Origin of the sequence: Pseudomonas sp. AL10 (assembly GCF_029960685.1) — a bacterium.
GTDB classification, from domain to species: domain Bacteria; phylum Pseudomonadota; class Gammaproteobacteria; order Pseudomonadales; family Pseudomonadaceae; genus Aquipseudomonas; species Aquipseudomonas lactis.
Genome location: NZ_JASBQZ010000005.1, coordinates 49,596 through 69,434, shown reverse-complemented (window position 1 = coordinate 69,434; position 19,839 = coordinate 49,596). Strand labels below are relative to the sequence as shown.

At 53.1% G+C, this 19,839-nt stretch carries 26 protein-coding genes and 1 riboswitch; of the genes, 14 read left to right on the top strand and 12 right to left on the bottom strand.

Annotated elements, in window-relative coordinates; genetic code table 11:
* The first annotated feature begins 166 nt into the window (after nucleotides 1-166).
* Entirely contained in the window at nucleotides 167-454 is a 288-nt protein-coding gene (locus tag QK296_RS07850; RefSeq protein ID WP_282390777.1) for a hypothetical protein, read from the top strand.
* Between the two features lie 312 nt (nucleotides 455-766).
* Here the strand turns inward: QK296_RS07850 and QK296_RS07845 are convergent, their stop codons facing one another.
* Both QK296_RS07845 and arsN2 read right to left on the bottom strand, forming a co-directional pair.
* On the bottom strand, nucleotides 767-1,771 hold the full coding sequence (locus tag QK296_RS07845; protein ID WP_282390776.1) for a hypothetical protein: 1,005 nt from the start codon (nucleotides 1,769-1,771) through the stop codon (nucleotides 767-769).
* A 252-nt stretch (nucleotides 1,772-2,023) separates the two neighbouring features.
* Nucleotides 2,024-2,515, bottom strand: coding sequence for an arsenic resistance N-acetyltransferase ArsN2 (gene arsN2 / locus QK296_RS07840; RefSeq protein ID WP_348775207.1), 492 nt, complete (start codon nucleotides 2,513-2,515; stop codon nucleotides 2,024-2,026).
* A gap of 155 nt (nucleotides 2,516-2,670) precedes the next feature.
* Between arsN2 and QK296_RS07835 the strand changes: the two genes are divergently transcribed.
* From QK296_RS07835 to QK296_RS07805, 7 genes are read left to right on the top strand one after another with little or no spacing between them, the layout of a single operon-like run.
* Complete coding sequence (locus QK296_RS07835; protein ID WP_282390774.1) at nucleotides 2,671-3,066, top strand: arsenate reductase ArsC; 396 nt, start codon at nucleotides 2,671-2,673, stop codon at nucleotides 3,064-3,066.
* Nucleotides 3,063-3,419, top strand: coding sequence for a metalloregulator ArsR/SmtB family transcription factor (locus QK296_RS07830; protein ID WP_032894886.1), 357 nt, complete (start codon nucleotides 3,063-3,065; stop codon nucleotides 3,417-3,419). Before QK296_RS07835 ends, QK296_RS07830 begins: the two co-directional genes overlap by 4 nt.
* Before the next feature lie 24 nt (nucleotides 3,420-3,443).
* On the top strand, nucleotides 3,444-4,727 hold the full coding sequence (locus QK296_RS07825; protein WP_032894883.1) for an arsenic transporter: 1,284 nt from the start codon (nucleotides 3,444-3,446) through the stop codon (nucleotides 4,725-4,727).
* 16 nt (nucleotides 4,728-4,743) lie between these two features.
* On the top strand, nucleotides 4,744-5,214 hold the full coding sequence (locus QK296_RS07820; protein WP_003395039.1) for an arsenate reductase ArsC: 471 nt from the start codon (nucleotides 4,744-4,746) through the stop codon (nucleotides 5,212-5,214).
* A gap of 47 nt (nucleotides 5,215-5,261) precedes the next feature.
* Entirely contained in the window at nucleotides 5,262-5,975 is a 714-nt protein-coding gene (gene arsH, locus QK296_RS07815; protein ID WP_188251458.1) for an arsenical resistance protein ArsH, read from the top strand.
* 20 nt (nucleotides 5,976-5,995) lie between these two features.
* The gene (arsC, locus tag QK296_RS07810) at nucleotides 5,996-6,418 is read left to right on the top strand and encodes an arsenate reductase (glutaredoxin) (RefSeq protein WP_282390773.1); all 423 of its coding nucleotides are present in this window, start codon (nucleotides 5,996-5,998) and stop codon (nucleotides 6,416-6,418) included.
* A gap of 37 nt (nucleotides 6,419-6,455) precedes the next feature.
* Complete coding sequence (locus QK296_RS07805) at nucleotides 6,456-7,529, top strand: ArsO family NAD(P)H-dependent flavin-containing monooxygenase (RefSeq protein WP_282390772.1); 1,074 nt, start codon at nucleotides 6,456-6,458, stop codon at nucleotides 7,527-7,529.
* 252 nt (nucleotides 7,530-7,781) lie between these two features.
* On the opposite strand, the gene QK296_RS07800 is transcribed toward QK296_RS07805, so the two are convergent.
* The 7 genes from QK296_RS07800 to crcB form a co-directional block, all read right to left on the bottom strand.
* Nucleotides 7,782-8,579, bottom strand: coding sequence for a sulfite exporter TauE/SafE family protein (locus QK296_RS07800; protein WP_122727957.1), 798 nt, complete (start codon nucleotides 8,577-8,579; stop codon nucleotides 7,782-7,784).
* 259 nt (nucleotides 8,580-8,838) lie between these two features.
* A complete protein-coding gene (locus QK296_RS07795) occupies nucleotides 8,839-9,390 on the bottom strand; it encodes an arsinothricin resistance N-acetyltransferase ArsN1 family B (protein WP_282390771.1) in 552 nt (183 codons plus the stop codon).
* A gap of 20 nt (nucleotides 9,391-9,410) precedes the next feature.
* The gene (locus tag QK296_RS07790; RefSeq protein WP_348775206.1) at nucleotides 9,411-9,737 is read right to left on the bottom strand and encodes a multidrug efflux SMR transporter; all 327 of its coding nucleotides are present in this window, start codon (nucleotides 9,735-9,737) and stop codon (nucleotides 9,411-9,413) included.
* A 127-nt stretch (nucleotides 9,738-9,864) separates the two neighbouring features.
* Nucleotides 9,865-10,290, bottom strand: a complete 426-nt coding sequence (locus QK296_RS07785) for an EamA family transporter (RefSeq protein ID WP_282390770.1) — start codon at nucleotides 10,288-10,290, stop codon at nucleotides 9,865-9,867.
* Between the two features lie 109 nt (nucleotides 10,291-10,399).
* Nucleotides 10,400-10,930: an inorganic diphosphatase gene (ppa, locus tag QK296_RS07780; protein ID WP_282390769.1), complete on the bottom strand. Its 531-nt coding sequence runs from the start codon at nucleotides 10,928-10,930 to the stop codon at nucleotides 10,400-10,402.
* 2 nt (nucleotides 10,931-10,932) lie between these two features.
* Entirely contained in the window at nucleotides 10,933-11,286 is a 354-nt protein-coding gene (locus QK296_RS07775) for a DUF190 domain-containing protein (protein WP_188251455.1), read from the bottom strand.
* Nucleotides 11,287-11,296: 10 nt separating this feature from the next.
* Complete coding sequence (gene crcB / locus QK296_RS07770; protein ID WP_282390768.1) at nucleotides 11,297-11,680, bottom strand: fluoride efflux transporter CrcB; 384 nt, start codon at nucleotides 11,678-11,680, stop codon at nucleotides 11,297-11,299.
* A gap of 137 nt (nucleotides 11,681-11,817) precedes the next feature.
* A riboswitch (Fluoride riboswitch) is annotated at nucleotides 11,818-11,878 on the bottom strand.
* Nucleotides 11,879-12,564: 686 nt separating this feature from the next.
* Here crcB and QK296_RS07760 point away from each other — a divergent pair.
* Nucleotides 12,565-13,527: an arsenic resistance protein gene (locus QK296_RS07760; protein ID WP_282390766.1), complete on the top strand. Its 963-nt coding sequence runs from the start codon at nucleotides 12,565-12,567 to the stop codon at nucleotides 13,525-13,527.
* A 256-nt stretch (nucleotides 13,528-13,783) separates the two neighbouring features.
* On the opposite strand, the gene QK296_RS07755 is transcribed toward QK296_RS07760, so the two are convergent.
* Together QK296_RS07755 and QK296_RS07750 are read right to left on the bottom strand one after the other, a co-directional pair.
* Nucleotides 13,784-14,119, bottom strand: a complete 336-nt coding sequence (locus QK296_RS07755) for a hypothetical protein (protein WP_282390765.1) — start codon at nucleotides 14,117-14,119, stop codon at nucleotides 13,784-13,786.
* 83 nt (nucleotides 14,120-14,202) lie between these two features.
* On the bottom strand, nucleotides 14,203-14,568 hold the full coding sequence (locus tag QK296_RS07750) for a hypothetical protein (RefSeq protein WP_330205900.1): 366 nt from the start codon (nucleotides 14,566-14,568) through the stop codon (nucleotides 14,203-14,205).
* Between the two features lie 14 nt (nucleotides 14,569-14,582).
* Here QK296_RS07750 and QK296_RS07745 point away from each other — a divergent pair, with 14 nt between their 5' ends.
* Together QK296_RS07745 and QK296_RS07740 are read left to right on the top strand one after the other, a co-directional pair.
* Nucleotides 14,583-15,023 carry a 3'-5' exoribonuclease gene (locus QK296_RS07745; RefSeq protein ID WP_282390763.1) on the top strand — a complete coding sequence of 147 codons (441 nt, stop codon included), beginning with the start codon at nucleotides 14,583-14,585 and terminating at the stop codon, nucleotides 15,021-15,023.
* A 158-nt stretch (nucleotides 15,024-15,181) separates the two neighbouring features.
* Nucleotides 15,182-16,663, top strand: a complete 1,482-nt coding sequence (locus QK296_RS07740; RefSeq protein ID WP_282390762.1) for a Shedu immune nuclease family protein — start codon at nucleotides 15,182-15,184, stop codon at nucleotides 16,661-16,663.
* A 248-nt stretch (nucleotides 16,664-16,911) separates the two neighbouring features.
* On the opposite strand, the gene QK296_RS07735 is transcribed toward QK296_RS07740, so the two are convergent.
* The gene (locus QK296_RS07735; RefSeq protein ID WP_282390761.1) at nucleotides 16,912-17,517 is read right to left on the bottom strand and encodes a hypothetical protein; all 606 of its coding nucleotides are present in this window, start codon (nucleotides 17,515-17,517) and stop codon (nucleotides 16,912-16,914) included.
* A 74-nt stretch (nucleotides 17,518-17,591) separates the two neighbouring features.
* Here QK296_RS07735 and QK296_RS07730 point away from each other — a divergent pair, with 74 nt between their 5' ends.
* From QK296_RS07730 to QK296_RS07720, 3 genes are all read left to right on the top strand, one after another.
* A complete protein-coding gene (locus QK296_RS07730; RefSeq protein WP_282390760.1) occupies nucleotides 17,592-18,359 on the top strand; it encodes an NAD-dependent deacylase in 768 nt (255 codons plus the stop codon).
* A 245-nt stretch (nucleotides 18,360-18,604) separates the two neighbouring features.
* Nucleotides 18,605-19,387: a hypothetical protein gene (locus QK296_RS07725; protein ID WP_282390759.1), complete on the top strand. Its 783-nt coding sequence runs from the start codon at nucleotides 18,605-18,607 to the stop codon at nucleotides 19,385-19,387.
* On the top strand, nucleotides 19,374-19,745 hold the full coding sequence (locus tag QK296_RS07720) for a hypothetical protein (RefSeq protein ID WP_282390758.1): 372 nt from the start codon (nucleotides 19,374-19,376) through the stop codon (nucleotides 19,743-19,745). The genes QK296_RS07725 and QK296_RS07720 overlap by 14 nt, the downstream gene beginning before the upstream one ends.
* Nucleotides 19,746-19,839: the final 94 nt, after the last annotated feature.

Below are 19,839 nucleotides of genomic sequence, written 5' to 3'. Positions count from 1 at the left end.
ATGTAATTAAGCGCAATAGCAAGAAGCCACTAATCCCGTGACACTACGCAAAAGCTGGGGCACGATTAGCTCGCCCAAGCACCATCATGCTCGCCTACCAGGCGGGGCCTTTGGATGCACGGAGCGCTCAATTCCACATCAGCTGTATCACGCAAATGGAGTTCACATGGCTGTAATACTCAAACGCTCAAACCTTCAAACCGATGTCTATACCTATACTTGGACTCGAGATGAAGGCGACTCGCCTTATGCAGGTATTAAAGATCGTCAGCAGGTAGACAAGGACGAAGGCTACGAAGTCCTTTATTTCTTGGAGCAGCTTATGAACAAGCACGGCAAAGAGAAGCTTGTACATGTCCATGCTGCCGAAAATGCACTTCATAGCGATGATCTGAGCAAGGTTACCGACCGGGCAGAGCTCACCGAACGGGTCGAAGAAATTTTGGGCTGGTAAACAGAGGCTGCCTCGCCATCAGCGGGGCATCCTGCCCACGACCGGCAGAAGCACCACCACTAAGGCGTTGGCGCAAAACCGGACTCAAGAGTAACCCTCCATCTCAGGGCTCCGAGCACTAAACGATGGGCACAAAAAAACCGCCTTTGAGGGGCGGTTTCTTTGAACATTTTACTTTCACAGGAGACGGTATTAGCCGTGTCGCCGAGGTGGAGTCCTGCACTCTTAGCTCGACCATGTGGGCAAATTATATAGAAAAGGTGCCACGCGTGTCAACCAGATTGACAGGACTTCAATTTAACGTTGCTCGACTCAGGCGCGATCCAACTCTCGCTGAACCTCAAGGCCTTCATCATAGTCCAGCTCCCACTCTGATGCCCAACGTTTTGCGAGGTTGCCCGCTGTGGTGACCGCGTCCAGGGCAGCTATGGACGCCTCCAGCTCCCGATTGAGGCGGTCAACATCCTGCTGGAGCTGATCAGCTTTGATCTGCTCCTGAAGGAACTGGTGGTAGGGGACATAGTTGGTAGCACCCACAGCGTGCAGCAGAGCCTCTTTGAAAAGCTTCTCTTCGCTCCGCGCCAGCTTAACCGTGTAGCGCACGTTGCGAATGGGGATGCTCGTTCCGTAGCTCAATGGAGGCAAAAGACGCTGAATAGAAACGGATTCTGCTCTGCCGCACAGGACATAGCTGGACTTGCCACTAAATTTATAGCGCGGCATTTTATCCAGCGTGGCCTGAGATATCTGGAAGATCGATTTGTCATCCGGCGATGGAGTGACGGATGTCACAGGAGCAACCTGAACAAGGTTTGGCGACACAACCTTCACCACTACAGCCAATCGACGCTTGTACATCTCGCCAGCAAGAAGCGTGTCGCAGTAACGCTTATTAGTCTTTGTGCTCGCGTCAGTCCGCCCAGTGTGCTGGACAAAGCCATAATCGACCTCAACCAATGTTCCAGGCCATAGCAGTCTCTTCAGCGTCTGGTTTTTGTCCTTCTTGAGCGTCTGGTAAAGGAAAACCTCGCTGGAAACGTCTACCGGCCTGATAAAAATCGTAAAAATAGCCGGTGCTACGCCGTTCGCGGGCGTACTGGTTACCGATACCAATTCCCAACGATGGTGCTGGGAGGTAGAAAAGCACTTAGTGACGAAGATCGGGGGGGCCTTCTTACCTGGGCGCGGGGTGGGTAGGCCGGGGATGAGTGCTTCGCGAATATCTTCGTAGGATTCAGTTCCCAGCAGGTTAGGCACTTCACGGCCTGATGCTGGGTCGATCACAGTTTCAAAATAGCGAACGATGATCGTCTGCATTGAACATCCTGTAGGCACGTCAAAATCGTATTTTGACGTGTTGGATGGGCAAGTGGAAGCCTGACAAAGGTTCCTGGCTCAGTAGTTCGATGGCGACTTACATTGAATCCGCTAGGGGCTTGACCCCGTTGGCCCCGACTGCGCTGGGTTTTGGCCCTGCGGGCTTCCATCCTCAAGCCTTCGGCCCATCCGAGGGCCTGCGCGCTCCGCTTGCGCTGGAGGTGCATTTCAAACGATGAATAAGTCACTCCTTCAGTCTCGTAAAACCTCAGGCGCAACAGTCATCGCACCTTTCGAAGTTAAGACCTTGTACATGTAGCACGCCGAGCCAGGGCAAAGCCCCCTGAACTGCTCCGTCTGAGAAATCAGAGGCGGCGCAGAGCCTCGTTGATTTGCTGCATAGCCCTGCTGCTCAAAAAAGCCTGACGCAGTTGTTGTCAGCAAATGAAGTCGAGCGATTCCCTGCTCGGCGGCTTTCGCTTCAATGACCCGAAGCACCGTGACACCGACCCCCTTCGATCTGTGTGTCGAGACTACGACCAGGGAACGCAGCAACCCGTCCGTACCATGCGTTTCGAATCCTCCCCATGCGACCGTCTCGCTGTCCAGTGTGAACTCAAAAAAGGTTCGGCCTGGAAGATCAATATCGTCTGCTGGAAGGTCAGCAAATTTCAGCGCATCGCGAAAGCGCTGCGACTGCCCTCCGGCTATTGCCGTTGCTTTGATCATCATATCCCCCTCCATCCTCTCATCTCCGTTATGCCGACACGCATGGAACGTTAGGGCACATCTCGAAACAGCAGACATCATATTCGCTTTACCGAATATTCGCCAAAGCGTATATTCGATTTTCCGTATGCATCGAGTTCCACCATGAGCCCTGCTATCAAAGTGCTTTCGTGTGCGTTGCCAACTCAGCCCGCTCCCTGCTTGCAGAGGCTTTGCTGCGGCACACCGACCCGCGCTTCGAGGCCTTCAGCGCAGGATCTGAACCGTCTGAGGTTGATCTGCGCACGACTCAAGCATTGGAGGCGGTTGGAGTCGATGCAACGGGCCTGCGCAGCAAGTCCATCAGCGAGTTGCAAGCTGATCGATTCGATTACGTAATCACTCTTTGTGATAAATCCGCAAGCGAGTGCCTACCAATGCCCAATGCAGGTGAAGTCATTGCCTGGGATTTTCCTGACCCAGTAACTAGCGATGATCTTGGCGCATTTCGCCACACGCTCCACGACATCCACGAGCGCATCAAGCTCTTCGTTTTGGTCAAGACCAAACACTTGGAGGATCTATGACAGAACCCTTGAACCCCACCACCTTATTCAAGTGCCTGGCGGATGACACCCGAGCAAAAATTTCGCTGCTTGTCGTGAGTGAAGGTGAGCTGTGTGTCTGCGAGCTAACGGCAGCACTCGACCTGAGTCAGCCGAAGATTTCTCGTCATTTGGCGCTGCTGCGCTCTGCCGGTTTGTTGTTGGATCGTCGCCAAGGCCAATGGGTGTACTACCGACTGAATCCTGATTTGCCCGCGTGGGTGACTGCAGTTTTGAAGGAAGTGGTAGACGCCAATCAGCAATGGCTGGAAACCGAGGCTAAGCGCCTCTGCGGCATGAACGACCGTCCGATCAACCAAGCCGTGTGTAGCTGATTCACGCCCAACCGGATTAATGAAATGCTGATTGCCGTATTGATCTTTATCGCCACCATCGTCCTTGTCATCTGGCAGCCCAAGGGGCTTGGGGTTGGCTGGAGTGCGATGTTCGGTGCCATCGTGGCGTTGCTGGCAGGTGTCGTTACCCTTGCCGATATACCAGAGGTTTGGCGCATTGTCTGGAATGCCACTGGGACTTTCATCGCGGTCATCATCATTAGTCTGCTGCTTGATGAGGCAGGTTTTTTCAAGTGGGCTGCGCTGCATGTGGCCCGATGGGGAGGCGGGAGCACCCGCAAGCTGTTCGCATTTATCGTCCTGCTGGGTGCAGCGGTGTCGGCCCTGTTCGCCAATGACGGAGCAGCATTGATCCTCACACCCATTGTGATCGCGATGTTGTTGGCGTTGCGTTTTTCTCCTGCGGCTACTTTGGCATTCGTCATGGCAGCCGGTTTTATCGCCGATACGGCGAGCTTACCGCTGGTGGTTTCCAACCTGGTAAACATCGTTTCTGCCGACTACTTCGATATCGGCTTCAACGAATATGCTTCGATCATGGTGCCGGTAAACATCGTCAGCGTGGCGGCGACATTAGCCATGTTGCTGTGGTTTTTCCGCAAAGATCTACCAAAGACCTATGACCTCAACCAACTGGACAATCCGGACGAGGCGATCCACGACCGGGCCACTTTTGTAGCTGGTTGGTGGGTGCTGGCACTACTGCTGATCGGCTTCTTTGTCATTGAGCCATTGGGGGTGCCAATCAGCGCCATTGCAGCGGTCTGTGCATTCATTCTTTACGTCATCGCGGCTCGTGGTCACGCCATCAACACAGGCAAGGTGCTCAAAGAGGCGCCATGGCAGGTGGTGATTTTTTCTTTGGGTATGTACCTGGTTGTTTATGGCCTGAAGAACGCCGGCCTGACCGACCACATCGCGCAGATCCTGAACGTGTTCGCCGGTTATGGCGTTTGGGGCGCGTCCCTTGGTACAGGGCTGCTAACAGCGTTGCTGTCTTCGATCATGAACAACATGCCCACCGTTTTGGTAGGCGCCTTATCCATTCATGCCGCCGAAGTCGATGGTGTTGTCCAGCAAGCGATGGTTTACGCCAACATCATCGGCTGCGACCTGGGCCCGAAGATCACCCCAATTGGGAGCTTGGCAACTCTGTTGTGGCTGCACGTGCTCGCCCGGAAAAACATAACGATCAGTTGGGGTTACTACTTCAAGACCGGGATCGTGCTGACCGTACCCATCCTCGTCGCCACATTGTCCGCCCTGGCACTGCGCCTCAGTTTCTGAATCAAGGAATCGTCTGATGAAAGTCTTGTTCATGTGCACCCACAACAGCTGCCGCAGCATTCTGTCCGAGGCGCTTTTCAACCACTTGGCGCCCGAGGGTGTAGAAGCAGTCAGCTCAGGAAGCTTTCCCAGTGGCCGGGTGAATCAACGGGCATTGCAAACGCTGGAGGCGGCGGGTATCTCCACGGCGGGTTTGAGCAGCAAGGCTTCGGATGCTTTTGAAGGCTCGCCTCCCGACATCGTGATCACTGTCTGTGACCGGGCTGCGGGTGAGGCATGCCCAATCTTCTTTGGGCCAGCTTTGAAGGCGCATTGGGGTCTGGCCGACCCGTCTGACGCTAGCGGGTCGGAAGCCGAGATCACCGCAGCGTTTGAAACCACACTCGCCAAAATTCACGAGCGCGTGAGCGCATTTCTTGCGCTGCCACTGAAGACCATCAGCGCTGAACAGTTGAAAGCTGAACTGAACCGCATCGGTTCGCTTTAAAGATCAACCGAGGCGGCACCCAACCAGGCGCCGCCGTAGGAGTTTATATGCAAGACACACTGCCGAACGTAAACGCCGACCTGATCGACATTCCGTCGCTGGAGCAACTGTCGCCTCGCACGCCTTCGCTCCATAAACCTCGCATTCTTCTACTGTATGGATCAACGCGAGAGCGCTCGTTCAGCCGGTTAGTCACGCAGGAGGCGGCACGCCTGCTGAATGAGTTTGGCGCTGAAACCAAGATCTTTGACCCATCGGGTCTGCCGCTTCCGGATGACGCTGCCGATACACATCCCAAGGTCGCTGAGCTGCGCGAGCTGATGCAATGGTCTGAGGGGCAGGTGTGGTGCTCCCCTGAGCGTCACGGCTCCATGAGTGCAGTATTCAAAGCCCAAATTGACTGGGTTCCGCTGGCGATAGGTGCTGTACGACCTACGCAAGGAAAGACCCTTGCAGTGATGCAGGTCTGCGGTGGCTCGCAATCTTTCAACGTGGTTAATCAGCTGCGCGTACTGGGCCGATGGATGCGGATGTTCACCATCCCAAACCAATCTTCGGTTGCCAAGGCATTTACCGAGTTCGACGAGGCAGGTCGTATGAAGCCGTCCTCGTACTACGACCGTCTCGTGGACGTGATGGAAGAGCTGATGAAGTTCACCCTGCTGTTGCGGGATCGCCAGGATTATTTGGTTGATCGGTACTCCGAGCGTAAAGAGTCCGCCGAAGAGCTTTCCAAACGCGTCAACCAGCGCTCCATCTAACGTCAGTACGAGGAAGCGATATGAGCCAGATCACGATTTACCACAACCCCGAATGCGGCACCTCTCGCAACACCTTGGAGTTGATCCGTAACAGCGGGGAAGAACCGACGGTTATCGAGTATCTGAAGAACCCGCCTGATCGCACAACACTTGTCAGACTCATTGAGGATATGGGTATCGGGGTGCGGGCTCTTTTGCGTATCAAAGGCACTCCGTACGAAGAGCTGGGATTGGGCGATGCATCACTGACGAACGAACAGCTCATCGATGCCATGATGGCTCACCCTATCCTGATCAATCGCCCCATCGTCGTGACGCCTTTGGGGACGCGTTTGTGTCGTCCGTCAGAAGCTGTGCTCGATTTGTTACCGCAAGAGCAGCGTGGGAGTTTCGTCAAAGAGGACGGCCAATTGGTCATTGATGAGCACGGTCGCAGAGTCTGATACGACGACGGTGAGGTGCCGCGATTGAGCCTGGAGGATGCTGGTGAGTCAGAATTCGAAACTTGATGTTGTGGTCATTGGCGGTGGTCAATCAGCGCTGACAGTCGCCTATTTTTTGAAGCGGTCAGGCTTGTCCTACGTGCTGCTCGATGCGGAGTCGGCACCAGGAGGAGCCTGGCGGCATGGCTGGGACTCGCTGCGACTCTTCTCTCCATCGGCATGGAGCTCGATTGCAGGCTGGCCGATGCCTGCCGTATCAGAAGAAACACCTCACCGTGATGATGTTATCAACTATCTGACTCTGTACGAGCGTCGATATGACTTCCCCATCATCCGATCCACCAGGGTGACCCGTGTCGAGAAAATCGAAGAAGCATTACAGGTTGTCTCCGGGGATAGAAACTGGGATGCCAAAGCGGTTATCAGTGCAACAGGCACCTGGAGCCGCCCATTTACTCCGAGCTATCCCGGACAGGAGTTGTTCGTAGGGCAGCAGCTTCATTCCGCTCATTACGTTGGGCCGGATGAGTTTGAGGGGAAAACCGTCCTTGTCGTGGGTGGTGGCAACTCGGGAGCCCAGATTTACGCCGAGGTTTCTAAAGTGGCTCAGGCAACCTGGGTGACTCAAGAGGCTCCAAAGTTTCTACCTGATGAGGTTGATGGGCGTGTCCTGTTCGAACGAGCTACTGCTCGATTGAAGGCGCAACAGGTTGGTGTGGAGCCCGAACAACCCGCTGGAGGGCTGGGCGATATCGTAATGGTGCCATCGGTGAAGGACGCTCGTGAACGCGGTGTATTGAGCGCAGTACGGCCATTCACGCACTTCACTTCAACAGGCGTTGTCTGGTCATCAGGAGACGAAACAGCGGTGGATGTCGTGATCTGGTGCACGGGGTTTTCTCCAGCGCTCGACCACCTAAACAGCCTGGGTATCGTTGGCGATGACGGCAAAGTCGCCGTGAATGAAAACCGGAGTGTTGCTTCACCTAGTCTGTGGCTGGTGGGTTACGGCGATTGGACAGGGCTAGCCTCTGCGACATTGATCGGAGTAACCCGCACCGCTCGAGATGTAGTCAAGCAAGTGCAAAGCTATCTCACTGAGTTGGACTGATAACTACCGCCGCCCCGACGATAATGTGCGGAATCCCCCCACTTGACCATCCATTTGAATCGCTGCTGACCACTTGTTTAATTCGTCTTGACCAGTCATTTTCATTCGCGATGTGCGGACTTGCTGGCAGATTAATTCGTCACGGTTTAATTAGTGCTGACAAGCAAGTCTCATGCATGGACGACACCTGGAACAACAAACTGGTCATTGCGTCGAACTCCTATGCTCATGCACTGCCGGGGCTGGCATTTTTCAGTTATGGCGCCAAACCTTCACCGAGGAGATCAGCAAAATGCCGGCCAGCAACGGGAGCAAGTAAGCCGTTGGTATCAGCCCTAGCAACTGCCCGCCAATGAACGTCCCGATAATGGAGCCCACTGCCATGACCAAGATGAAGGGCCGTTGAGCGCGGATTATTGAAAAGCTTTGGTCGCGGCTGTATCGCGTGAAACCCACAATCATTGTGGGTAGGCTTACAGCAAGTGAAAGACTGCCAGCGAGCTTGATGTCAGCACCGAATAGAAGAACAATTGTCGGGATCAGCAGTTCGCCGCCGGCGACCCCCATCAGAGCAGCAACCACTCCGATACCGAAACCGACCACGATCCCGACGATAGCCAGTGTCACGCCATGAAACAGGGCCACGCCGGTAGAAGTTGTTTCATGTCCGAACAGCAAAGCACCAGCAATACCTACGAGCAGCACTGCCAAAATACGGTAAAGAGTTTTACTTTTAAGCTTCGTCGCCCATCCTGCACCGAACCAGGCGCCTGCAAGGCTCCCAGCGAGAAGCGTGACAATAATGTCCCATCGCTCAAAGACTGCCGCGTAGGGAACACTGAACGCACGGAATGGAAGGGCTGTGGCTACCACTACAAGGCTCATGGCCTTATTGAGGATGATTGCCTCCAACGCGCCAAAGCCAAACAAGCCAATGAGCAGCGGCAGCCTGAACTCTGCGCCCCCCAATCCAATCAGCCCACCTAATGCCCCGATGAGAGTACCGCTACCGAATACTGTTGCTTTGTTGTTTTCTCGATGCGAGGTCATAGCTCGACGTTCGTCCCTATTTATCAAAGATGCATCACCTGATTACTTAAAAGAGCAACCAGAAATCTGCGCGAAAACTGCGCTTCTTAGAGACCGGACAATCCCAACCCGACAGAGCCCTTCAGGAAAATCTCAAGTTTACGCATCCTGAGATTGCGGTTTCTTTCTCTCGACCTGAGCCATCAGGTGAATGGTCTCATGTCCATACCGCTGCACGTTCATCAGTAGCTCAGCTCATAGGCAGCACTCCCCGAGTGCTCTACTTTGAGTCCACTGCAAGCTGGGGGAAGAGAATTGGCTCCGACGGAGGAGTTGCTTGGCAGAGCCCGAGCCGCCAGTAGCCGACGTCGTGCCATTTTCCAAGCTTGAATCCTACCTTCGGGTATGTCCCGATATGGGTGAATCCTAGCGCCTCATGCAGGCTCACGCTGCCTTCATTGGGTTGCGCAATTCCAGCGTAAGCGGCGCGAAACCGCTGTTTCTCAAGTATTGGAAGCAGAGTCTCGTAGAGCTTGCGGCCAACACCCTGGCGGCGAGCTGATTCAGCTATGTACACCGTCACGTCAACAGCCCATCGGTAGGCTGCACGTGCACGATGCTGGCTTGCGTATGCATATCCCTTGATCTCACCACCGTCTTCAGCCACAAGGTAGGGATAGGTCTGAAGTGTCGTCGCTATCCGCTGAGCAATCTCCCCAACGCTTGGCGGGGTCTCTTCGAATGAGATCGCCGTGTTCGAAACTATCGGGGCATAAATGCGCTGGATGGCTTCTGCATCTGATGCCACTGCCGTACGAATTTTCAAAGCCATAGGGTCACCCCTGATTCAATTTAGTGTTTCTCTGCGGCGAGAAATTTCAGCCCGACAATCCCGGCCAAAATGAGAAAGAAGCAGAAGATTCGCATTGCACTGCGATCTTCGCCCAGTATGGTAATCCCATAGACTGCTGTACCTAGCGCACCGATCCCAACCCACACCGCGTAGGCCGTACCGACAGGAATAGTGCGCGTGGCCAGTGACAACAGATACATGCTTAGGCAAATGAACACTGCACAAAAGATGCTTGGCCACAATCGAGTAAACGCGTCAGTTCGCGGCATCGCGGCTGCATAGAAAATCTCACAAACACCGGCGAGCAACAAAAAAATCCATCCCACAAAAACCATCCTTACTGAAATTATGTCCTCGTCTGTCTGACGAACCGCAAGCATCCAAAGATGCTCTAAGAAGTGAATGCCATTTTCGTGCCTATTGGTTCAAAACGTTGAACGCCTGAGAATCTAGTCAGGGTTTCTTGGCAATGACCAGCAGACCTGCCACGATCAGGCCTGCTCCGGCAATCATGCGCAGCGTGATGACCTCCCGAAGCACCAGGCCGGCGAGCAACATAGCAACGACCACGCTACCTTTATCGATCAGTGCCACCGTGGCGACATCCCCTACCTTCAGAGCCTTGTAGTAAAAGATCCACGACAAGGCAGTGGTGACTCCAGACAGACCAAGCCAAGACAAATTCCGGCTCGTGATGTTGGCCACTTCTTGTGTCGGAACGGCCCATGCCGCGAATACGAGTACAAAAGCACACACGAACAAGGTACGGATTGTCAGACCAAGCTCGCCTGAGATACCTGCGAGGCCCATCTTGGCGATCACAGACGTGAACCCGGCAAAAAACATTGAGATGAAGGCATAAGCCATCCATTTTTCCATGTGTGTGTTCCCCAGGACATTTGATGTTCCGAACGACTGAGAGGCCAATCACAAGTCACTTGCCCCTCAGTACCTACTCCCGGCTAACGGATTCAATCTGGCGTAAGACCTATGTGGGGGTATACGCAGCTACTGACTTGCGAATCTCTTCCCGCGCTTCATCTGCACTACCCCAGCGGCCAATCTTCACCCACTTACCCGGTTCCAATGCCTTGTAGTTTTCGAAGAAGTGCTGGATCTGTGCGAGCAGCAATGCAGGGAGATCAGAGCACTCCTTCACGTTGCTGTACATAGAGCTCAGCTTGTCATGGGGTACTGCGATCACCTTGGCATCGGCACCAGCTTCGTCCGTCATGTACATCACACCGACTGGGCGACTGCGGATGACAACGCCTGGAGATACCGGGTATGGGCAAATGACCAGGACGTCCAAAGGATCGCCGTCATCGCTGAGGGTATTTGGAATGAACCCGTAGTTAGCCGGGTAGAACATCGGCGTGCTGAGGAAGCGGTCGACGAAGATCTGCCCACTTGGCTTGTCCACTTCGTATTTGATCGGAGAGTGGTTTGCAGGAATCTCGATAACGGTGAAAAAGTCATCGGGGATCGCCTCACCAGCATGGATGTCCGCGTAGCTCATGTTCATACCTCCGATGTTGTAGAAGTGGTTGCGTCAGACGGGGCTCTCCCAAGGGTGCCCATCTCGATTGGCGTCTTAGTGAAAAACACCGATATTTCCTCGGAGTCCAGTCGTGTGAACAACCGCTCTGCCTCATCTTCCGTGATTGCCAAGCGAATTTCCGTGGGTTGATCCGCCAACTCAAAAAAGTGCGATGAGTGCAGCTTTCCGGTGTGTCCAAACCCTTCTATTCCAGTGCAAAGCGTGGCGCCGCGTAACCCCATTTCTTTAGCCACGTCGACTATCCATTCGCCCAGCATCTTTCCCTGATAGCGACGGTTTTGTTGAGTAAAGAAAACGACCATAAAGCCTTTCATTTCTAACTCCTCAGCGAGTACCAATCATTTGGTAGGAAAGAAGCCCGGCAGCGGTCATCGCTAACGAACCTAAGACGTGCAACGAAATTGAGCCGAGCGCCCATAGCAGTCTGCCATCCTGAATCAAGGCGACCGTTTCGGCTGAAAATGTGGAGAAGGTGGTAAGGCCGCCACAGAAACCCGTGATGATCAGGAGACGCCACTCTGGACTAAGGGTAGGAGAAGCGGCCAAGAAGGCGATGGCCAGGCCAATGATGTAACCCCCAACCATGTTCGCGACCACAGTACCTGGAGGAATCGTCGGGAACAGAGCATTCAGCTTCATGCCCAAAAGCCAGCGCAACCAGGCTCCTAGTGAGGCACCAATGGCAATGACGATTAATGACTTAAACACAGCAAGCTCTCCTCATCAGACCTGTGTGGTTTGACAGGTAGAGGGATGCATGAAAAGCGGGAGGGAAACAGCGGAGTAAAATCATAGCCTGTCCTAAATTGGAGGACAGGGAGGCACACCTACGCACCCTGTCCAGGGTTCACGTAGGCATCATCAGCACAAGGCGGTTTAAGGAGGAATGCCATCTCCTAACCTGAGCCTACCGCATCTGAGCAATCGGCATCAATATCCTTTTTAGGGTTCGCAGAGCAGCTCTCTTGCGGTCAAGCGGCGCGTTAGTTGACGGTGGTTTGAGAACGTCCAATGCCGTTTCTGATGTGACTGCTTGGTTCGATATCGAACGACTGTAACTCCTTGATCACGAGCAGCACCTGGAACGTGTCCCTGCTGCGGGTTCGAACAAGGACTCAACAATAGTGCAATCAGAGGTGCTTGAGCCCAGGCAGGTTGTCTCACAAGCGCCTGCCATGGAAAGCAGCTCAATTCGAATCTGCTGGAGTTTGGCTACTTTCACCTCTACTTCTGCCAAATGCTTCTTGACCACCGACAGCGCGTCAGCACACGGACGATCAGCATCTGCTGCGAGCGCGATGAGTTCTCGTATATCGTCGAGGGGAAATCCTAACTCACGATTCTGACGGATGAACACGAGTCTTGAACGATGCTTCTCTGTGTAGATTCGGTGCCTGCCGGTCGACCGCAGGGCCGGCGGTAAAAGGCCTATTTTCTCGTAGTAGCGAATCGTCTCAATGTGGCAACCCGTTGATTTAGACAACGCCCCAATTCCTGACATGCGAATCCCCAAGCATTTTCTTGAACCTGTAGTGGCTACAGATATTACCCTGCTCAATCGAAAATTGATTTCACGCGTTTAAGGGCATTTCGTGGACAGAGAACAGCTAGAGAAGAACCAGATTCCCGTCTACTTCGTCGCGGTCATTGTCGCTGCTATCGGAGGTCTGCTCGCAACTAATGCTTCTCAAGCGTTAGGTGCGTTGGTGACACCAGCTATCGCTGTGCTGATGTACGCCATGTTTCTACAGATCCCATTCCTGGATCTCCGTGAAGGGCTCGCAAACAAGCGTTTCATGACGGCGCTGCTCACAGCCAACTTCGTCGCCATCCCCCTGTTGGTTTGGGCGTTGACCATGGGCCTAACGGATCACCCCGCGATTCTGGTGGGTGCACTGTTGGTCTTGCTGACGCCTTGTATCGACTATGTGGTGGTGTTTACCCATATCGGTAAGGGCGACTCCAAACTGACTCTGGCGGCAACGCCATTACTACTCTTGCTACAGCTTGTTCTACTGCCCCTGTATCTGGCCTTCATGCTGGGTAATGACTCGGCAGTGGTTATATCTGTCGGCCCATTTGTTGAGGCTTTCGTAGTGCTGATTGCTTTGCCCTTGGTATTGGCGGTAGCAACAGCTGCCGGTGCAAAAAGGTCACGCGTCGTTGAGGGTTGGAACAATGCTTGGGCTTGGATGCCTGTACCGGCTATGGCGGCTGTATTAGTCGTAGTGATCGGCTCTCAGATTTCAGCGGTGGTCAGAGACATGGACAAGCTGCTGCCCGTCATTCCTGTCTACATTGGTTTCATGCTCTTGGCACCATTGGTTGGTGCGCTGGTTGCGCGAGCATTCAAATTGCCGGCCATCACTGCAAGATCAGTAGCGTTCAGTAGCTCGACACGGAACTCGTTGGTGGTTCTGCCCTTGGCACTTGCTCTACCCGAAGAAATCAGAGGGCTAGCTGCGGTAGCAGTAATCACCCAAACGCTGATTGAATTGGTCAGCGAGCTAATTTACATCCGGGTAATTCCTGCAATGGTTTGGCGAAAAGCGTAGCGTCAACCACCACTTGGTGGGGGCGAAGTGGGCCGAGATACCGCCGAGCAGCGCCCCAAGAAGCCCTCCTGTGCCATTTTTTAGACAGCCACTGATCATTAAAAAATCACGGCTGTTCGGGTTTGGTGGTTTTCAAATACCAAAGAACAGTCGCTTCAGAAAGTTTTAACCTTCTACCCCTCGGGTTCTACGGTGACTTGTCGGCGGACGATCTGAAAATACATTGCACTTGTCCGACCTAAACTTGAGGCGTTTGCTACATCGATTTAACGGATTCCACTTCCACGTACTTGTATTTCTTCCTTGCAGCCCTCACAGCCTCTTGCTCAGCAAGCAACGAGCTCAACGTGTCGGCCTCGTGGATCAACTCATGCATCTTCCCTTCGAATTCGTTTCCAACGCGTAGCGTAACCTTGAGCCTTGGCGTAAAGGCTTTCGCCGCTTTCTTCTTGGCTATTGGAGCCTCTGCTGGCTTTGTTAAAACGATCTCTGGCACAGGTTCCTGCACTAGCGGAGTAGAAACTTGCTCCTCTGGCTGAGGCGTACCAAAAAGGGCACGACGCATTTCTTCTTCAGTTAAATCAGAGTTCATAGAGCATCTCACAGGGACGCATTTCGCTGGGCAAGTTTTAATAAGATTGTTGCTGACTGGTGTTCGAGGAGCCTGCGCGGACGTCAAATCCCCAGTTCGATTTCAAGACAAGAGCCTCGTAAGGCTTGCGAAAGCTTCACCTTTGGCAGCAGTGTAATGAGCCCATCAACTAAGTTGCTAGCGTGACGTGCGTACAGCGTGACTGTGCCTGCATCAGGCGTTCGACCTGGCACGATGGCACCTACCCGCTGCTGGGCAATTTTCAGTATGCTCAAGACGTCCTGACTCACCTGATTGATGGACAGGTGCTCAACCAATGGTCTGGGCGGAGGCGCGGCGCGGCTCCACATTTCGATGACCGCTTGGAGGAGTCCGTCTGAGCCAAGATGCTCGAGGGCCATTTCCCATAGCTGACCTTCCTGCGCCATATCCAGGCGAGCCCTAGCCATTGCGGAGTTCTAACATGAGGCTCTTTCTTGACTGCGAGTTTACCCGGCTATCAGCAGAAGCGAAGCTGATCTCACTCGCATTGGTGGCTGAGGATGGGCGCGAATTCTACGTGGAATTGCTCGACACATGGCGAGAAGAAGACTGTAGCGATTTCGTCGTACAAGTCGTCCTTCCGCAGCTGTGGGGAGGGAGCTACTCGCTACCCACAGCTGAAGCCAGGTTGTCTCTGCTCAAGTTTCTGACGTTGTTCAAAAATGAGGTCGAGATCGTCACGGATGCCCCTCAGTACGATTGGGAGCTTTTTTGCGACCTGGTATATGAGGACGGACGATGGCCCAGAATCGTTCGCAATTTTCCTACCGATGCGACGACGCTTGCTCCAACCAGCGAGGGTGAAGAGTTGCCTCACCACGCCTTGCTCGACGACAGGATTATCGCTGGCATATTCAGTTAAAATATAAACGACTTGGAGCCTTCGCAGTGTTATACCGCTCTCTCCAGACAAGCTCTCATCAATCCCTTCTCCAAAACACTAGCGGCTCGCTAGACTCGCACTCGGCCCGCCAGTGCGTGGGCAAGTAGAAACCATATCTCGATCAAGGACGAAAGCACATGCCATCCATGCGCCCCTCACAGTACGCCATGCAACAGCGCGCGGATGGCGGCCCATTCCTTCGTTTCGACAATGGTGAAGCGAGAGGATTGAGCGAGGAAGAACTCGAAGCACTGGAGTCGGGCGAATACGACGAAAATGACTACTATGGCCCCACACTCGTTTTCTACAGCGATGTACCCCTGCCGGACAATGGGTCAGGCTGGCATCTCCTATTGATGGTCACCTCCGAGTATTTGACGATTTATCCGATCAACGCCCGCTCGGAACACTCTGAGTACGGTAAGCCCAAGTACGACACCATCCAGTCGATAGTGATCACTCGCCCCGTCTTCCAGGAATATCCACATCCTAACAATCAGGATGAGCTAGAGGATTTACTAGGACTTCTCCCTGTAGGGCTCACCAAAGACTGGCGCTACGGTCTTGGCTTCCACTACGAGTACCGATATATCGTCCAGGCTTTAAATGATCTGGAGGGGGTCGACACACTGTTTCTGCATGGTGGGCTAGGGAATTTTGATGCGAAAATCGAGGGCAATCAATTCTGTTTAGGCGTTGCTCAGCTTGAGAAAATGGAGCGAAGCCTTGATCGGCTAACTCAACGGCATCAGCGAGAAACCGCTGCCGACAAAAAACTTGTTTGCTACATGGGGCTCCTGCACAAAGCGGCCCCCGAGCTTCATCCTCCACGTGAACGCAAGCTCCCGCCAGATCTTCTTGCAAATCTTGTAGCGCTGGGGTCAGTGGCACCTCGTCTATCACCCAAAGATCAAAAGCAGGCAGTCATGCTTGCCCAGCAAAGCGTCTCCGCGCTGGCGAAATCTGCACCGAAAACCCTGTATCAGCTGAAGTCTGAGATCGAGCTCATAACGCTCGGCGAACTCATTGAGGTGTACCGGAAAATGCTGGAAAGCAACGCCGCCGAGAACAAGTGGCAACGCTTCTTGCTTGAGCACTCTTTCGTACTCGACATGGCGTTCGGTTATCCCGTCAAGATGATTGCCGAACAGCCCTATGTAGGCGGTAAGGACATCAGAGGTCAAGGGGGCCAGTATTCCGACTTCCTGATGGCTGCGAAGGCCACCGGAAACCTTGCTCTGATCGAGATCAAACACCCTCAGCACGACCTACTCGGAAAAGCCTACCGCAAGACCTACGTACCATCTTACGAACTCGGTGGATCCGTGGCCCAGGTCATTAGCCAGCGAAGCGTTCTGCAGAAGAACATTCTCGGTCTGAGCGAGGATCTTGATGACCGTGTCCACGCACATGCCGTGGCGGCCATTGTCATCATTGGCCGTACCCCATCAAAGATTGGTGAGCAGCGAGCATTCGAGCAGTACCGGAACAGCCTCAAGGATGTTTTGGTGATTACCTTCGACGAGATGCTAGGTCGGCTTGAGGGCATTCATAAAGCTTTGACGCCAAAACCGCCAGTAGCGCACTTGCCCCTCAGTGATGAAGACTTGCCCTTTTAAAATGTCCGTCACTGGATATAGTTATGGTTGAGGCTGGGCAGTCGCGTTGGGGCGCTCACAGGAGGCGCGTTAGGGAGCTGCGAGCAAAGTGCAAATTCTGCGATTCTCATGTCACGGTATCTGTCCCCAAAGCCTCGCACTCCCAACCAACAAAAGCGCAGAGGTTATCCCTGAGCACGTGCTCGGCGGTCTAGATCTGGGCAAACGAACTCAGGCCATCAACCTGTCGCCGCCCTGCCGGCAATGGGTTAAACGCCAAGGCGCACGTTCCCCAACTCCACTGGGCCTTCACGGGATGGATCGCCCGGCCACGCTTCTACGACGGTTCCATGCGGCGAGACCATATAAACCGCTTCCAACGTAAGCCCTTCGTTTCTGAGCAACGACGGCATCATTCTAATAATGGGTGGTGGAACCCAGAAATGATCGTGGGTCGCATACACCATAAGAATTACGCTTCCGCCATAAAGCTTGTCGTTCTTTTTCTTGACGAGTTTCTTGAATAGTTCTGCCAGTTCACCACCGTTCCAAAAACCGGTGGAATCCTGGTAGTGACCCACCTCTTTAATGGGAGCGAACTCGGCGAGCTCGAGCCACTTCACCCCCAGGTCAGTGTCTACTGTGAAATCGAGATCGTTTTCCTTCTGGGGGAGCAGATTATCAAAACGCCCAAACCGTTTAAAATGAGGCCGCATCCCTTGGTTATCTGTACAGAACATCTCAGCAAAGTGCTGTTCAATTTCGGGCTTCCCCGCTGGCAGCTCTTTCTCTACGCATACAGCACCCTCCGGGCCGACCTGCAACGTTAACGCAGTGCCTCGAGGTTTCTTTCTCTCACGCTTAGGCTGATCCATTCTTCCTCCAGTGAGCGTGTAGCCTAGATCGTCACACGCCCTAAAAAGTAGACCCTGCCCGAAGGAGCATACACATGACCACCAGTATCCTGTCCCAGCAATTAAGGAAAGCTCAGCATGTCGTTGTCTTCACAGGGGCGGGAGCATCAGCTGAGAGTGGCATCCCGACTTTCAGAGACGCATTGACGGGACTGTGGGAGCGCTTCGATCCTGCTCAGCTCGCCACCAGCGAAGCATTCAGAGCCGATCCAGCACTGTGTTGGGGATGGTACGAATGGCGTCGGCACAAGGTTCTCCGGGCACAGCCAAATGGTGCTCATCTCACTGTCGCTGAGCTTGCCAATCGTGTGCCCAAGCTGACCGTGGTGACACAAAATGTTGATGACCTGCATGAGCGCGCCGGCAGCCGGGGTGTGATCCATCTGCACGGCAGCCTGCATTCACCCCGCTGCATCGATTGTGGGCAGGCGCATACCTTGCCACTCACTTCTGACGCCTTGTCTGAGGATGGAAGTCGGATTGAGCCACCGCGATGCGGTGCGTGTGATGGGTATGTTAGGCCTGGCGTCGTGTGGTTCGGTGAGATGCTTCCTGAGCATGCATGGAGCACCGCGCTCGCAGCTGCGCAGGAGTGCGATGTGTTCCTGTCGATTGGTACGTCCGGCATCGTTTACCCTGCTGCAGAGCTGCCGTTACGTGCACTTGGTCATGGGGCGACCGTTGTTCACATCAACCCTGCGCGGTTTGATGTCAGCGGTGAGGAGCACTTTCTCGAAGGCCCTGCCTCAGTGATGATACAGAGCCTGCTTCGCGAGGCGTTCGGCGACAATACTGTCTCTTAGCAGCTGGCGATTCGCATCACTTCTATGTTGAGCTTGCCCCCTTGGCGGGCGGGTTCTCGGTTTCTACACGTCGCTTGATGGTAAAAACGTGAATTTACGCTACGTTACATTTGTGCAGCGTGACGTGAAACGACCCTGCTCTTTTTAGGTAAGGCATAGAAGCTTGACTCCATGATAACATCAAGGCTTCCAGAAACATGATGTACATAACGAAAAAACAATCATGAAATATTTAGGGATTAACCTTGGCAGGATCAGCCCCGAAAACAATACTGAGCGAGCTTGGCGATGATATCGTGAAGTTCAGCGTTGCACAGAAGCAGGCCGGACACTTAAATGAGGTAGGCTGGAAAAAATTATTCAATAAAATAAAGTTACTGGGTGAGCGCAGCGAGTTTTTAGCGCCGTCGCTATTGATGCAAGCGAACATGCATGAAGTTAAAGGCGACGCCGCACAGGCAAAAGCTGTCATCGACAAATATTTCGATATTTACGGCGAGACCTCGGAGTGGTATATAGTCAGAGCAAGCATGGGGAGGATGTTCGGCAATCCACTTCTTATTTCCGAGATGCTTACGTCTGCGTTTCCTCACGGGAATTTAACGAGACTGCAAAGCGTCCTAGAAGTCTGCGAAGGCTCTGGCTTCTACCGAAGCGCCTATGAAATCCTGCTGAAAATTGAAGAGATTAACCCTTCTCGCGCTAGGCAGTTGGTTAAAGTTATGCCAGGAATTCTGCCCGCAGCCCGATACATTAATGAAAACAACCTAGATGAAGTAAGGATCTCCGAACGAATTTTGATGCTCACAAAATTAGTTAATGATTCAGGCTACATGCTGAGATCCTCTAGAGTTCTAACTAACGAATTTGGAATTATCTATGAGGTTGTTATTGATGATGACATCGAAAAACTTGCACTTCTAAATCTGACCACCTATGACACTCTTGCTAGCCAGTTTGATTTTGCTTACTCTGAGCATATCAGCGTGGGTACTGCGCCGATGGAGAATCACCATGACAGTAAATAGCTCGGACTTTATAGAACTGGCTGAAGTCGCACTCTCGTCGGACAATACCAGCGAGATCAACATAAGATCCGCTGGTAGTCGAGCTTATTACGGCGTTTATCATAAGGCCAGGGAAATTATTGAGGAGAAAAAACTCCCCACTGTTATGATAGATAATTCTGGAAGCCATGAATCGCTTATAGCGACACTGTATAGTATCGGAACCGTAAATGCCAAGTCAGTGGCGGAAGGAGTTCGATCAATGAAAAAATTCAGACACCTTTGCGACTATCATTTAGGTGAAAGTGTCAAAGCAAAACGTGCAAAAATGAAAGTATTGGAAGCTCGATTGCTGATAGATCGTATGGAACGCCTCTGATCATTGATCTGGTTTAGAGGGGCTAACTTAATGATTTTGAAACCCTTAAGAGGGTAAGCACGATAACTCGGCACTAGCCTTAAATAGTTAGCCA

Coding starts and splice junctions, on each gene's coding strand:
- QK296_RS07755 (WP_282390765.1), bottom strand. CDS start 14,119: ATGAACTCTGATTTAACTGAAGAAGAAATGCGTCGTGCCCTTTTTGGT.
- QK296_RS07805 (WP_282390772.1), top strand. CDS start 6,456: ATGCTGGTGAGTCAGAATTCGAAACTTGATGTTGTGGTCATTGGCGGT.
- QK296_RS07825 (WP_032894883.1), top strand. CDS start 3,444: ATGCTGATTGCCGTATTGATCTTTATCGCCACCATCGTCCTTGTCATC.
- QK296_RS07795 (WP_282390771.1), bottom strand. CDS start 9,390: ATGGCTTTGAAAATTCGTACGGCAGTGGCATCAGATGCAGAAGCCATC.
- QK296_RS07850 (WP_282390777.1), top strand. CDS start 167: ATGGCTGTAATACTCAAACGCTCAAACCTTCAAACCGATGTCTATACC.
- QK296_RS07820 (WP_003395039.1), top strand. CDS start 4,744: ATGAAAGTCTTGTTCATGTGCACCCACAACAGCTGCCGCAGCATTCTG.
- QK296_RS07740 (WP_282390762.1), top strand. CDS start 15,182: ATGCCATCCATGCGCCCCTCACAGTACGCCATGCAACAGCGCGCGGAT.
- QK296_RS07800 (WP_122727957.1), bottom strand. CDS start 8,579: ATGACCTCGCATCGAGAAAACAACAAAGCAACAGTATTCGGTAGCGGT.
- QK296_RS07830 (WP_032894886.1), top strand. CDS start 3,063: ATGACAGAACCCTTGAACCCCACCACCTTATTCAAGTGCCTGGCGGAT.
- QK296_RS07745 (WP_282390763.1), top strand. CDS start 14,583: ATGAGGCTCTTTCTTGACTGCGAGTTTACCCGGCTATCAGCAGAAGCG.
- QK296_RS07735 (WP_282390761.1), bottom strand. CDS start 17,517: ATGGATCAGCCTAAGCGTGAGAGAAAGAAACCTCGAGGCACTGCGTTA.
- QK296_RS07720 (WP_282390758.1), top strand. CDS start 19,374: ATGACAGTAAATAGCTCGGACTTTATAGAACTGGCTGAAGTCGCACTC.
- QK296_RS07750 (WP_330205900.1), bottom strand. CDS start 14,568: ATGGCTAGGGCTCGCCTGGATATGGCGCAGGAAGGTCAGCTATGGGAA.
- arsH (WP_188251458.1), top strand. CDS start 5,262: ATGCAAGACACACTGCCGAACGTAAACGCCGACCTGATCGACATTCCG.
- arsN2 (WP_348775207.1), bottom strand. CDS start 2,515: ATGGAGGGGGATATGATGATCAAAGCAACGGCAATAGCCGGAGGGCAG.
- ppa (WP_282390769.1), bottom strand. CDS start 10,930: ATGAGCTACGCGGACATCCATGCTGGTGAGGCGATCCCCGATGACTTT.
- QK296_RS07785 (WP_282390770.1), bottom strand. CDS start 10,290: ATGGAAAAATGGATGGCTTATGCCTTCATCTCAATGTTTTTTGCCGGG.
- QK296_RS07775 (WP_188251455.1), bottom strand. CDS start 11,286: ATGAAAGGCTTTATGGTCGTTTTCTTTACTCAACAAAACCGTCGCTAT.
- QK296_RS07730 (WP_282390760.1), top strand. CDS start 17,592: ATGACCACCAGTATCCTGTCCCAGCAATTAAGGAAAGCTCAGCATGTC.
- QK296_RS07845 (WP_282390776.1), bottom strand. CDS start 1,771: ATGCAGACGATCATCGTTCGCTATTTTGAAACTGTGATCGACCCAGCA.
- arsC (WP_282390773.1), top strand. CDS start 5,996: ATGAGCCAGATCACGATTTACCACAACCCCGAATGCGGCACCTCTCGC.